Raw genomic sequence first — 12,747 nt, 5'->3', positions numbered from 1 at the left:
ACCGTCAACCCACGCGGTGCTCGCCGCCCTGATAGGCAGATGGTCAATGGTCATGGCCCCCGGTCCTGACGCTGGCTGACGGACTAGGGCTCCAAGGCTACTCAGGCGCACTTTTATAACAAGTGTTTGTGTTCTAAACGCTGCAAAGTCGAGTACTCCCCCAGGGCGACCAAGTAGCCGGCCGAAGGGCAGCCTGCGTACAATCCCGGACGGCCCGAGTACCGCCACGCCCGAATACGTGCCTCCCGCCCCGCCAGGGGCGAGGCCGCTAGGGCTCTGAGCGTGCCTGCCGTGCGGCGTCCTCCGCCGCGACCCACGCGATCATCGCGCACTTGACGCGCGCCGCATACCGCGAGACGCCCTCGAACGCAGCGGCGTCGCCGAGCACCTCCGGGTCCGCCTCCACAGCGCCGCGCGAGCGGAGCATGTCGCGGAACGCGGCCACGAGCGCGTCGAACTCCTCGAGCCCCGTCCCCTCGGCCAGCCCGTGGAGCACGGACGCCGAGGCCATCGAGATCGAGCAGCCCTGCCCGTCCCAGCGGAGGCTGCGGATCGCGCCGTCGGCAACCTCGACGCGCACGGTGACCTCGTCCCCGCACACGGGATTGAGCTGGTGCGACTGCCCGACCCCCGGAGCGCCCTCCGCAGGGCCGTCGGCGGCGGCACCGGATGCTGCTCCGAGCCCGCTCCCGTGGCGGGCCTTGGCGTGCTCGAGGATGAGCTGCTGGTAGAGCGAATCGAGGCTCATCGGGCCACCCCGAAGTAGGCGCGCACGTCGGCGAGGGCGTCGAGGAAGACGTCGACCTCCTCCGTCGTCGTGTACAGGTAGGCGCTCGCCCGGGTCGAGGCCGTGAGCCCGAACCGGCGGTGCAGCGGCTGCGCGCAGTGGTGGCCCACGCGGACGGCGACGCCGCGGCTGTCGAGGTACTGGCCGACGTCGTGCGCGTGCACGCCGTCGACGTCGAAGGCGGCGAGGCCGATCCGGCCGCTGCCGTGCCAGTGCTCCCCGGGCCCCGGGCCGAGGAGCCGCACGCCGTCGAGGCGGGCGATCCCCTCGGCGAGGCGCTCGCCGAGCTGCGCCTCGCGCGCGTGGATGCGGTCCATGCCCGTGTGGGCGAGATAGTCGACGGCGGCCGCGAACGCGATGGCCTGGGAGATCCGCTGGGTGCCTGCCTCGAACCGCTGGGGCGCGGGCAGGTACTCGGCGCGCTCCATCGTCACGGTCGTGATCATGGACCCGCCCACGAGGAACGGCGGGAGCGCGTCGAGGAGCTCGCGGCGCCCGTAGAGCGCCCCGATGCCTGTCGGCGCGAGCATCTTGTGCCCCGAGAAGACGGCGAAGTCGACGTCGAGGGCCCGCAGGTCGAGGGCGAGGTGCGGCGCCGACTGGCACGCGTCGAGGACCACGAGGGCGCCCACGCGCCGCGCGAGCGCAACGAGCTCGTCGACGGGCGCCACGGTGCCGAGGACGTTCGAGGTGTGCGCGAAGGCCACGACGCGCGTGCGGGGCCCGATGATGGTCGCCGCCTCCTCGAGGCGGAGCCGGCCCCCGTCGTCGACGGGGATCCAGCGGAGGGTCGCGCCCGTGCGGAACGCGAGCTCCTGCCACGGGATGAGGTTCGCATGGTGCTCGAGCTCGGTCACGACGATCTCGTCGCCCGGCCCGAGGGCGAGCCCGCGCGTCTCGGCCCCTCCCCGGCCCCGCTCGGCCCAGAGCGACGCCGTCGCGAGGGACTGCGCGACGAGGTTGACGGCCTCGGTCGCGTTCGAGGTCCACACGAGCTCGTCCGGGCTGACGCCCACGAATGCCGCGACGGCGGCCCGGGCGTCCTCGAACGCGTCCGTCGCGCGGACCGCGAGCTCGTGCGCCCCCCGGTGCACGGCGGCGTTGCGCTGCTCGTAGAACTCCTGCTCGGCCTCGAGCACGCTGCGCGGGTTCTGGCTCGTGGCGCCCGAGTCGAGGTACACGAGCGGGTGGCCGTTGATCTCCTGGGCGAGCGCCGGGAAGTCGTTCCGGATGCGTTCGACCTCGGCGTCGTCGAGGGCCTGCTGCGCGTGCTGGAGGGTGCTCGGTGTCTTCACCAGGGCCACGGGAGGGGCTCCTTCGGGGGACTGATCGAGGCTGCGGAGGCAGCCTGCGGCGAATACGGCACGTGGACGTACCGCAATTCATTCTCCCATGGTGCGAGCGTGGGGTCTCAAGGGTGCAGCGTGCACCAGAGAGCCGGCGACGGCTGGGGGGAGGAACCTTGGTCTCGGGGAGGTTCCGACGTCGCCGGCTCTGTCCTTGGTGAGCCAGTAGCCGGTGTGGCTTGGGCTACTGGAACAACAATGTCACCCCTGCCAAGGGCCCCGCACGCGTAATTGGTACTCGTGTTTGCCCCGTTCGCGCGGGCCGGACTACTTGGGCCGGCCGGGCCTGTACTCGATTTGTCACAGGGCTCTCCCCACCAACGGGCAGGCGGGCCCGCGTCAGTTCGAGAGCATGCTGAAGGCGGGCGCGAGCTGCTCGCGCCGCGTGACCCCGAGCTTCGCGTAGGCGCGGTACAGGTGGCCCTCGACCGTGCGCACGGAGACCGTGAGCCGCTCGGCGATCTCCCGGTCGCTGAGCCCGGCCGCGGCGAGCGCCGCGATCTGCCGCTCGCGGCGCGTGAGGGTCTTGGTCTCGGTCGTGGCGGCCGCGGCCCCCTCCTCGCCCAGCTCGGCATCGCATTCGGCCTTTGCCGTCCAGGCGGCCTTGGCCTCGCCGCGGCGCAGGTTCCGGTCGAGGATGCGCGAGGCCTCGGCGAAGCATTCCCGCGCGTAGCGGATGGCGCCGACGGCCCGCAGGTGCTCGCCCGCCTCGAGCAGGGCCTCGGGCGTGCCGTCGGCGAGCGCCGCGGCGAGGCGGGCGACGAGGTCCGGCCACGGCCCCCTCGCGGCGCGCGCGGCCGCGAGCAGCTCGTCGAACCGGTCCCGGCCTCCCGACTCGAACCACAGGACCTCGGCCTGGAGCGCGACGTCGACGCGCCCGCCCCCGGCCGCCTCGCTGAGGCACTCCGCGAAGGCCTCGCGGGAGCCCTCCCCGGGCGTGACGATGAGCTCCGCCGCCGCGGCGAAGACGCCCACGAGCGGGCGGAGGAACGCCGTGGTCGGGCGCTCGGGGTCGAGCGCGTCGAGCAGGAGCGCCTCCGCCTCCTCGCGGTGCCCCAGGAGCGCTCCCGCGTAGGCCGCGATCGCGGCCGTGATGCACAGGACCTGCTGCGGATCCCGCTCGCGCAGGTTGTCCACCGCGGGGACGAGCCGGACCCACGCCTCCGCGTGCCGGCCCTGCCGCAGGAGGGCCAGGCCCCGGCCGGACTCCGCGGCGGCTCCGACGGAGATGAGCCCCGCGTTGGATTCGGCGAGGAATCGGTCGAGGGCGCGGTCGGCCGCCTCCCACTCCCCCGCCGCGCAGGCGGCGAGGACGAAGCGTGCCGCCGCGAACCCGGCGATGAACGGGTGCTCCGCGCCGCTGACCCCGAGCCGCTCGAGCGCGGCCGCGACGAGGGCCATGCCCCGGTGGGGGTCCCCGCGCGCCACGAGCAGCTCGGCCATGAGCGTGGCCCTCAGGACGCCGGCGGTGGCGTCCTGAGCGAGTTGGCCGGCGTCCGGCCCGGCATCCGGGCGGTCCTGGCCCTCCTCGAGCCACGCGGCCACGCCGCGGTAGTCTCCCGCGAGGGTGTCCGCAAACACGGTGAGCAGGCGCCCGACGGCGACGGCAGAGGTGGCGACGCCCTCCGTCTCGGGCGACGCCGCCTCGACGGCGGTCGCGACGAGCTCCTCGGCGTCCCGCCGGATCGCCGCCGGGTCGTGGCCGAGCGCCGAGCGGCTCATGGCCCACAGGAGGCAGCCCGCGAGGCCTGGGCGGACGCGGCCGTCGCGCCGCACCGACGGCTCGAGCATCGCCGCGGCCTCCGCGTACCGCCCGCGGTTGTAGGCCACGCAGCCGAGGACCTCCTGCGCGGCTCCCCGCAGCTCGGGGTCCTGGATCGCGCCGGCAGCACGCACGGCGAGGGAGTTCTCGAACAGGCGCACGGAGAGCTCGGCGGCCTTGAGCAGGATCGCGTCGTCCATCTCGAAGCCGCAGTCGAGGGCCCACGAGACCGCGCGCAGGAGGCCCTCGGCGGTCGCCGTCTGCTGGGTCATGTAGCCCGTCGCATACTGGCGCAGCTGCACCGAGCGCGCGAGCGGGATGAGCTTGACCATCGCGTCGCCGTACATCGGATGCCGCAGGCGCAGGACGCCGTCGGGTCCGTCCGGTGGGCGGATGATGCGCTTCGCCACGAGCTGGCGCACGACGTCGGGCCCACAGTGCCGCTCGACGAGCTCGAGGGGCGCGGGCTCGGCCACGACGATGAGGCTCAGTGCGTCCCGCTCCTGCGCCGTCAGGCGGGTGAGCTGGTCCCGGGCGAGGCCGACGAGCCCGTCCCCCCGGCGCGTGAGCTCTCCCGTGAGGATCCACGTGCCGCCGCGCAGCTCGAGCGAGCCCTCGCGCCGCGCCTCCTCGACGAGCTGCCCGAGCACGAGCGGATTGCCCTCGGACTCCTGCCAGAACAGCCGCACGACGGAGGGCAGGAAGCGGCCCAGGAGGGTCGACTCGAGGTACTCGGCGGCCTCGTCGACGGTCAGCGGGGCCAGGTCCACGCGCTCGACGCCGCCGTCGAGCCAGAGCTCGAGGAGCGGCTTGGGGAGGGCGGCGCCGCTCGGGGAGGCGATGATCGCCTTGGCCCAGCGCGCGCCGATCAGCTCGGCGACGACCTCGCTCGAGGCGGTGTCGAGCTCGTGCGCGTCGTCGATGACGAGCAGGAGCTCGTGCTGGCGGCCCCGCCGCAGCATCTCGACCTCGCGCCAGAAGGCCCTCAGCACGGCCACGCGCGAGTCGGCCTGCTCGGCCGGCAGACCGCCGAGGAAGGGGGCCAGGACGCCGAAGGGGACCTTGCCCAGGGCCGGGCTGCCGTGGATGCGGAGGGGCTCCATCTCCTCGCCGAGCGCCTTCGCCGCCGCCTCGAGCAGCACGGACTTGCCCGCCCCCGACTCGCCCATGACGAGCACGGCCGCGGTCCCGCGCCTGTGCAGGATCTCGGCGCAGCGCTCGGTGTCCTTGGTCCGTCCGAACGTCCGTTCCGTCTTCATGGTCGCCCCCTCACAGCACCTCCGAGAGTTCGGTGCGTGTCGACACCGCGAGCTTCGCGAACACCTGGTACAGATGCCCCTCGACCGTGCGCACGGACAGCCCCAGGTCCTCCGCGATCTGCCGGTTCGACGTCCCCCGCGCGGCGAGGATCGCGACCTCGCGCTCGCGCTGGGTGAGCACCGGCAGGGCACGGCTGGGGATGACCGGCAGCACGGGGACCCGGCCGGCGAGCCGGTCGAGGCGCGCCTGCATGATGCGGGCGGACACAGGGTCCTCCGAAGCACGCGAGCAGTCGATGCCGATGGCCACGCAGCGGGCCTCGAGCGCGTCGAGCTCGAGGCTGGCCGCGATGTCCGCCGCGCCCGTCAGGTCGGCGAGGCTCCCGGTGCGCGTCCCGCGGGCCAGCAGGAGGCCCAGCTTCGCGAGGGCGCCCTGACGGTGGGCGCACACATCCTCGAGGAACTCGAGCACGTCGTCGGACGCCTCCACGGTCGCTCCGACGAGCTTGATCCCGGCCCGCGTCCACCGGCCCTTGCGGACGTCCTCGCGCGCGGACTGGATGAGCCGGGCGGCGGCGTCCTGGTCGCCGATCCAGCGGCGCGCCATCTCGGCGCAGAACTCGATCGAGGACTGCGTCGCGTAGCTGCACACCCCCGTCCAGGCGTCGAGCTTGGCGAGGTAGTGCCGCGTCGAGGCCGCGTCGCCCTGCTGGGCGTAGGCGAGCGCCGTGGCAGCGTAGGCGGAGCCGAGGGTGTTGAGCACGGGGTACTGCTCGAGCATCGCGATCGCGGACAGGAGCGAGGGCACGGCCTCGTGCCCCCGGCCCGCGTAGACGTAGGCGACCCCGATCCCGAGCTCCACCGCCGCGCCCATGCTCTTGATCCGGGCGAGGGGCCAGGACGGCGAGCCGCGCAGGAGCGCGAGGCACTGGCGCCAGTGCCCGTTGAGCAGCAGGACGCTGAATCCGCGCACCGAGAACTCCTGGCGGGCCCGCGCCCCGCTGACGGAGCTGTCGAGCTCGCTCGAGACCTCGTGCATGAGGGCCAGGCCCTCCTGCTCGCGCCCCATGACGGTGCGGGCCTCCATGAGGATGCACTGGAACACGACCCGCAGCTCGGGGTTCGCCGTCTCCGGCGCTGCGACCACGGCCTCGAGCCGGTCGATGATCTCGGCGAATTCGCCGATGAAGGCGAAGTGCTCGAACTCGGCCAGGTCCAGGATCTCGGCCGCGCGCCGCAGCTCGGCATCGTCCAGGTCTGGGACCGCGGCGGCACGGGCCTTGAGCCCGGCCCTCGCCTCGTCGATCATCGCGGGGACGTCCTTGCCGAGGCCCTCGATCCAGGACATCGCCTCGGCCCGGGCCGAGACGAAGCGCGCAAGGTCCGACGGCGACTCGGCCTCGAGCTCTTCGGCGGAAACCTCGTCGAGGTAGGCGAGGGCCTGGCGCGGGACCTGGAGCAGCTGTGAGGCCCTGGCCCGCAGCCGCTGGACGGTCACCCAGGACCCCGGCACGCGCTCGACCCCCTCGAGGCACTCGAGCGCGAACTGGGGGTCGAAGAGCCGCAGGGACGCCGATGCCGCGGCGATCGCGTGCCCGACGGGCAGCGTCGCGTGGCACTCGCGCGTCCACGCGGCGAAGCCGAGGAGTTCGACGGTCGAGAGGCTCTCGAGCGGCGGCGTGCTGTCACCGAGGAGCATCTGGCGGAGCTGGCGCCGACGGGGCACCGAGAGCCAGCCCCGTACGACGTCGCCCACGAACGGATCCGTGAGCGAGACGGAATGCCTCCCGCCCTCGTCGACGGTGATCAGGCCGGACTCGTCCATGTCCGCCACGACGGCGGGGTTGAAGACGGCGGTGAGCGCCTCGAGCGGCATCCGGCGGGCGCAGGCGAGGGCCTCGATGACGGTCTGGACCTCGGCCGGCTCGCGCTCGAGGCGGGCGCGCACGAGGTCGTCGAGCTGGCGGCTCCCGCTCGTGTCGGCGTGGGACGACAGCGTCCACACGCCGTTGACGGGGCGCAGGCCCCCCGTGTCGAGGAGCTCGGAGACGCTCAGGAGGAGGATCTGCGGGTTGCCCCGGGAGAGGGCATGCAGCTGGAGCCCCACGGTGCGCGGCACGAGCCCGCCGAGCAGCTCGCTGAGGGCATCGAGCGTCGCCTCGGGCGAGATCGCGGTCAGCGGGATGTCCCGCAGGCGGTCCTCGGTGAGCATCCAGTGGAAGTCGGGCGGAAGGTCGCTCGTGCGGTCGGCGATGATGACGAGCTTCGCGGTGCCCGTGATCATGATGTTGATGAGCGTCGCCGTGCTGAGCTCGTCGAGGTTGTTCGCGGTCTCGAGCGCGAGGACTGCCGGCTTGCCGGCGGCGTCCGCGGCCAGGATCTGCAGGATCCCGCGCATCGTCGAGCCGGGGTCGGTCTGGGCGTCGGGGGGCAGCCGGGCGAGCAGGAGGGCGAGCGCGCCGTAGGGCGTCTCGCTGCCGACGATCGTGCTGCGCAGGCGCACAGCGTGCATCGAGCCCTCGAGGTCGGCGAGCAGCGCGGAGGCGACCGCGGACTTGCCCAGGGTGTTCTCACCGGAGATGACGATCCCATAGCTGCGGGGGTCGGCGAGGACGGCGGCGCCTTGGGTGATCTCACGGTGCCGCACGGTCCGGGCCCAGCGGAGCCTGTCGCTCGCGCGCATCTTCGCGCTGCGGAGCAGCTCGTCGGCATCAGACAGGCCTGCTGCCAACCTCTCATCACCTCCGCCCCCAGCGTCGGCGTCCCCCTGGAGAACGTCGTGGGGACACGATACAACGCGCCCCACCGACAGAGGCAGGGCCCATGACCAGAACTGGACGCTAGCGCACGGGGACCGGAACGGGCCAGATGTGGAGCGCCTCAGGCCTTGGCAGGATGGAACTTCTGCTGGGCGGCGAGCAGGCCGTCCTTCACGAGCATCTCGGCGGCGTCCGCGGCCTCGTCGAGGAGGAAGGGCAGGTCCTTGCGCTCGGTGGAGCTGAAGTCGCGGAGCACGAAGTCGGCGGCGTCCATCCGGCCGGGCGGGCGTCCTACGCCGACGCGCACGCGCAGGTAGTCCTTCGTGCCGAGGGCCTTGGAGATGTCGCGCAGGCCGTTGTGGCCGCCCTCGCCTCCCCCGATCTTGAGCCGGACGGTGTTGAAGGGGATGTCGAGCTCGTCGTGGACTGCCACGACGTGGTCCGGGGCGATCCCGTAGTACTTGGCGAGGGCCGAGGCCGGGCCGCCGGAGACGTTCATGTACGTGAGCGGCTTGGCCAGGACGACGCGCGGGCCGCCGATGCCGAGGCGCCCCTCGAGGACCGCCGCGCGGGCGCCCTTGTGCGAGGCGAACTTCCCGCCGACGCGGCCGGCGAGCTCGTCGAGCACCATCTGGCCCACGTTGTGCCGGTTCTGGCTGTATTCGGGGCCAGGGTTGCCCAGGCCCACGATGAGCCACGTCTCACTCATGCTCTCTCCTTGCACACTCGCCGCGCACAAGAGGCGGCCCGCCCCGGCTGGGACGGGCCGCCTCTTCTCGCTCGGAAGCAGACTACTCGGCAGCCTCGGCCGGGGCCTCCTCGGCAGCGGCCTCGGCCTCTGCGGGAGCCTCCTCCTCGGCCACCTCGACGGCCTCGGAGACGTTGACCACGAGGGTCTCGGGGTCGGTCAGGAGGGTGACGCCCGCGGGCAGCTGGATGTCCGAGGCGTGCACGTGCTGGCCGGCCTCGCGGCCCTCGACGGAGACCTCGAGGGCGGTCGGGAGGTGGGTGGCCTCGGCCTCGATCGAGACGGTCACGGCCTCCTGGTTGGCCACGGCGCCTGCGACGACCTCGCCGTTGACGTGCACGGGGACGTCGACCGTGACCTTCTCGCCGCGGCGGACGGTGAGGAGGTCGATGTGCTCGATGGTCTGGCGGACGGCGTTGCGCTGGATGTCCTTGACGATCGCGAGGTGCTCGTCGCCGGCGATGTCGAGGGTCAGGAGCGCGTTGGCGACGCGGACGGCGAGCGTGGTCTCGCGGCCGGGGAGGGCGACGTGGACCGGCTCGGCGCCGTGGCCGTAGATGACGGCGGGGATCTTGCCGGCGACGCGGGCGCGGCGGGCGTAGCCCTTGCCGAACTCGGTGCGCAGCTCTGCTGCGAGCTTCTCGCTCATGATGTCTCCTTCGGTTGGTGAGTCATTGGCGCGAGGTCTGCACGACCTCCAGCGGCCAGCCCAGGGGCATCGCGAAGGAGCTCTCAGACCCAGTCGATCACGGTGCGCCACACGGGCGGGCGCTCCCTCGCCAAGGTTCGCCGTCGAGTCTACCAGCCCAGAAGAGCAGCGCACGACGGCGAGGCTCACCGTGGGTGGTGATCCTCGCCGTCGTGCGCTGCTCGCCGTGGGTACTCTGCTGGGCTCAGCCAGGCCGGGCGCTAGCTGCGGCCGTCGAAGAGGCTCGTGACCGAGCCATCGTCGAAGACCTCGTGGATCGCGCGGGCGATGAGCGGGGCGATCGAGAGGACCGTGAGCTGCTCGAAGCGCTTCTCCGGCGGCAGCGGCAGGGTGTTGGTCACGACGACCTCGCGCGCGCCGGACTCCGCGAGGCGCTGCGCGGCCGGGTCGGAGAACACGGCGTGGGTCGCGGCGATGATGACGGAGCGGGCGCCGGCGTTCTTGAGCACCGCGACGGCGCCGGCGATCGTGCCGCCGGTGTCGATCATGTCGTCGATGAGCACGCAGTCGCGGCCCTCGATCTGGCCCACGACGGTCTTGGACACGGCCGAGTTCGGCACGTTGACATCGCGCATCTTGTGCACGAACGCGAGCGGAGCGCCCCCGAGCCGCTCGGCCCACTGCTCGGCGACGCGGACGCGGCCCGTGTCCGGCGAGACGACGGTGACCTTGTTGAGGTCCACGCGCGTGCGCACGTAGTCGGCCAGGAGGGGGATGGCCATGAGGTGGTCGACGGGGCCGTCGAAGAAGCCCTGGATCTGGGCCGTGTGCAGGTCCACGCTCATGAGCCGGTCGGCGCCGGCGGTCTTGTAGAGGTCGGAGATCAGGCGGGCCGAGATGGGCTCGCGGCCGCGGTGCTTCTTGTCCTGGCGGGCGTAGGGGTAGAAGGGCGAGACGACCGTGATCCGCTTCGCGCTCGCGCGCTTGAGCGAATCGATCATGATCAGCTGCTCCATGATCCAGTTGTTGATCGGGGCCGGGTGGGCCTGGATCACGAACGCGTCGGTGCCGCGCACGCTGTCCTCGAACCGGACGTACGTCTCGCCGTTGGCGAAGTCGTAGGCCGAGGTCGGCAGCAGCTCGGTGCCGAGCTCCTTGGCGATCTCCTGCGCGAGCTCCGGATGGGCACGCCCGGAGGCGAGGACCAGGCGCTTCTCGCCGTGGGCCGTGATCTCGGTCATCTACTTGCCTTCTTCTTTCTTCAGGGGGGATGCGGCGGAGGAAGGTTCGGCAGTGCCCGCGGCAACGCCAGCGGCACTCTCGGCGGAGCCGGAGGAGAGCGTCCCGCGGGCCCGGGCCGCGGCTTCGGCCGACGGCGAGCCTGGCCGGTGCGCCTCCGTCCAGCCCTCGGCGTTGCGCTGGGGGGCGACCGAGAGGGCGAGCGCGCCGGCGGGGACGTCCTTGCGCACGACGGCGCCGGCGCCCGTGTAGGCGCCGTCGCCGACCGTCACGGGGGCGACGAAGACGGTGTTGGACGCCGTGCGCACGTGGGCGCCGATGACGGTGCGGTGCTTGTTGACGCCGTCGTAGTTGGCCGTGATGTTGCCGCAGCCGATGTTGGTCCCCTCGCCGATCTCGGCGTCGCCGACATAGCCGAGGTGGGAGAGCTTGGCGCCGCGGCCGATCTCGGCGTTCTTGGTCTCGTAGAACGCGCCGATCTTGCCGTCGGCGCCGAGCCGGGTCCCCGGGCGCAGGTACGTGAACGGGCCCACGGTCGCGCCCGGCCCGATCTCGGCCTTCGTCCCGTCGGTGCGCTTGACGGTCGCGCCCTCCCCCACGAGCACATCCGTGAGCGTCGTGTCGGGGCCGATCACGGCGTCGCGCTCGACGACCGTCGCGCCGTGCAGCTGGGTGTTGGGCTTGACGGTCACGTCCTCGGCGAGGCGGACGGTCGCGTCGATCCAGGTCGTGGCCGGGTCGACGACGGTCACGCCCGCGCGCATCCACGCCTCGACGGTGCGCCGGTTGTGCTCGCGGGCGAGGGCTGCGAGCTGGACGCGGTCGTTGGCGCCCTCGACCTGCCAGCGGTCGTGGGTCACGACGGCCTCGACGCGGCCGCCGGCCTCGCTCGCGATCACGAGGACGTCGGTGAGGTACTTCTCGCCCTGGGCGTTCTCGGTCGTGACCTTGCGCAGGGCCGTGCGCAGCGTGCCGGCGTCGAACGCGTAGATGCCCGAGTTGACCTCGCGGACGGCGCGCTCGGCCTCGGTCGCGTCCTTGTGCTCGCGGATGCCCGTGACGGTGCCGTCCTCGCCGCGCAGGATCCGGCCGTAGCCTGTCGGGTCGTCGAGCACCGCGGTCAGGACGGTCACGGCGTTGCCCCCGGCCTCGTGCGCCGCGACGAGCTCGGCGAGCAGCTCGGTGGTCAGGAGGGGGACGTCGCCGTACGTGACCACGACGGTCCCGGCGAGCCCGCCCTGCTCACCCGCGGAGGCCAGCTCGGCGTCGAGCGCGTCGAGGGCGACCTCGACGGCCCGCCCGGTGCCCGGCAGGTCGTCCTGGTCGACGACGAGGATGCTCGGGTCGATCGCGGCGATGTGCTCGGCCACGAGGTCCCGCTCGTGGCGGACGACGGCGGCGAGCCGGCCGGGTGCGAGGCCGGCGGCGGCCGCGATCGCGTGCGCGACCATCGAGCGCCCGCCGAGCTGGTGGAGGATCTTGGGGGTGCGGGACTTCATGCGCGTGCCGGCGCCGGCCGCGAGCACGATCACCGCTGCAGGATGCCGAACCTCCGGTTCCTGCGCCTCCGGCGCCTGTGATGCGGGTGCGCTCTGTCCGGGGGTGTCACCATTCACGGTCGCTGGCTCTCCTGGTCGATCGGCTCCGGCGTGTGGCTGCCCGCCGTTCCCGCCGGGCCCACCGGGGCTCCTGGGGCCCGGCATGCCCGCGTCGACGGCGGCGCCACGTTCCGCCCCTAGGATTCGAACCTAGACTGCACGGCTCCAAAGGCCGGCGTGCTGCCGTTACACCAGGGCGGAGTGCGGTGCGTCGGGCGGGCCCGGGGGCGGGCGCGCGCACGCGACGCAGCGGCACAGTGCTCAATTCTGCCACGGATGGCGCCGCCGCCTGCACGGGGCCGCCGGGGAGCGGCGAGGCGCCCGGCGCGGGTTGGGCTTCCGGCCCAGTCCCGGTTCAGCCGGCAGCGGGCCCTCGGCGCGCGACGTGGGCGAAGTCGGTGACGTGGACCATGTGCCGGCCCTGGCCGCCATCCTCGCGGACCCACAGGACCGAGCCGTCGGCGGCCTTGTCCTCGACCACGCCGCTCAGGTGGAGCCGGCCGGGCGCCGAGACCGTCACGGCGTCACCGGGCACCACGCTGATGAAGTCGTCGCTGCGCTCGACCATGCGCTGTTCCGCCTTTCGTCGTCCATCCCCCT

At 73.0% G+C, this 12,747-nt stretch carries 9 protein-coding genes and 1 tRNA gene; all 10 read right to left on the bottom strand.

Translation table 11 applies throughout. The annotated features are described in order from the left end of the window. Positions 1-268: 268 nt before the first annotated feature. The 10 genes from sufU to ACUYMY_RS05820 all read right to left on the bottom strand — a co-directional run bounded on the left by sufU (position 269) and on the right by ACUYMY_RS05820 (position 12,715). Positions 269-748 carry a Fe-S cluster assembly sulfur transfer protein SufU gene (gene sufU, locus ACUYMY_RS05865; RefSeq protein ID WP_481702678.1) on the bottom strand — a complete coding sequence of 160 codons (480 nt, stop codon included), beginning with the start codon at positions 746-748 and terminating at the stop codon, positions 269-271. Continuing rightward, on the bottom strand, positions 745-2,091 hold the full coding sequence (locus ACUYMY_RS05860) for an aminotransferase class V-fold PLP-dependent enzyme (protein ID WP_481702677.1): 1,347 nt from the start codon (positions 2,089-2,091) through the stop codon (positions 745-747). Before ACUYMY_RS05860 ends, sufU begins: the two co-directional genes overlap by 4 nt. A gap of 381 nt (positions 2,092-2,472) precedes the next feature. Then, positions 2,473-5,154, bottom strand: a complete 2,682-nt coding sequence (locus ACUYMY_RS05855; RefSeq protein ID WP_481702676.1) for a helix-turn-helix transcriptional regulator — start codon at positions 5,152-5,154, stop codon at positions 2,473-2,475. Positions 5,155-5,164: 10 nt separating this feature from the next. Continuing rightward, a complete protein-coding gene (locus ACUYMY_RS05850; protein WP_481702675.1) occupies positions 5,165-7,885 on the bottom strand; it encodes a LuxR C-terminal-related transcriptional regulator in 2,721 nt (906 codons plus the stop codon). A 149-nt stretch (positions 7,886-8,034) separates the two neighbouring features. Next, positions 8,035-8,622 carry an aminoacyl-tRNA hydrolase gene (gene pth / locus ACUYMY_RS05845; RefSeq protein WP_481702674.1) on the bottom strand — a complete coding sequence of 196 codons (588 nt, stop codon included), beginning with the start codon at positions 8,620-8,622 and terminating at the stop codon, positions 8,035-8,037. A gap of 82 nt (positions 8,623-8,704) precedes the next feature. Next, the gene (locus tag ACUYMY_RS05840) at positions 8,705-9,310 is read right to left on the bottom strand and encodes a 50S ribosomal protein L25/general stress protein Ctc (protein ID WP_481702673.1); all 606 of its coding nucleotides are present in this window, start codon (positions 9,308-9,310) and stop codon (positions 8,705-8,707) included. Between the two features lie 260 nt (positions 9,311-9,570). Continuing rightward, on the bottom strand, positions 9,571-10,551 hold the full coding sequence (locus ACUYMY_RS05835; RefSeq protein WP_345882417.1) for a ribose-phosphate diphosphokinase: 981 nt from the start codon (positions 10,549-10,551) through the stop codon (positions 9,571-9,573). Continuing rightward, positions 10,552-12,165 (bottom strand): bifunctional UDP-N-acetylglucosamine diphosphorylase/glucosamine-1-phosphate N-acetyltransferase GlmU, encoded by a 1,614-nt coding sequence (glmU, locus tag ACUYMY_RS05830; protein ID WP_481702672.1) that lies wholly within the window; start codon positions 12,163-12,165, stop codon positions 10,552-10,554. 111 nt (positions 12,166-12,276) lie between these two features. Further along, a tRNA-Gln gene (locus tag ACUYMY_RS05825) sits at positions 12,277-12,348 on the bottom strand. A gap of 154 nt (positions 12,349-12,502) precedes the next feature. Then, entirely contained in the window at positions 12,503-12,715 is a 213-nt protein-coding gene (locus tag ACUYMY_RS05820; protein WP_481702671.1) for a hypothetical protein, read from the bottom strand. Positions 12,716-12,747 lie beyond the last annotated feature (32 nt).

The sequence above is a fragment of the Sinomonas sp. T428B genome (assembly GCF_056780155.1).
The sequence above is the reverse complement of the archived record's forward strand: the minus strand, read 5'-3'. Positions and strand labels throughout refer to the sequence as shown.

Bases quoted from the DNA above. Each gene is read 5' to 3' on its own strand.
- sufU (WP_481702678.1), bottom strand. From the start codon at position 748: ATGAGCCTCGATTCGCTCTACCAGCAGCTCATCCTCGAGCACGCCAAG.
- ACUYMY_RS05855 (WP_481702676.1), bottom strand. From the start codon at position 5,154: ATGAAGACGGAACGGACGTTCGGACGGACCAAGGACACCGAGCGCTGC.
- pth (WP_481702674.1), bottom strand. From the start codon at position 8,622: ATGAGTGAGACGTGGCTCATCGTGGGCCTGGGCAACCCTGGCCCCGAA.
- ACUYMY_RS05840 (WP_481702673.1), bottom strand. From the start codon at position 9,310: ATGAGCGAGAAGCTCGCAGCAGAGCTGCGCACCGAGTTCGGCAAGGGC.
- ACUYMY_RS05835 (WP_345882417.1), bottom strand. From the start codon at position 10,551: ATGACCGAGATCACGGCCCACGGCGAGAAGCGCCTGGTCCTCGCCTCC.
- ACUYMY_RS05820 (WP_481702671.1), bottom strand. From the start codon at position 12,715: ATGGTCGAGCGCAGCGACGACTTCATCAGCGTGGTGCCCGGTGACGCC.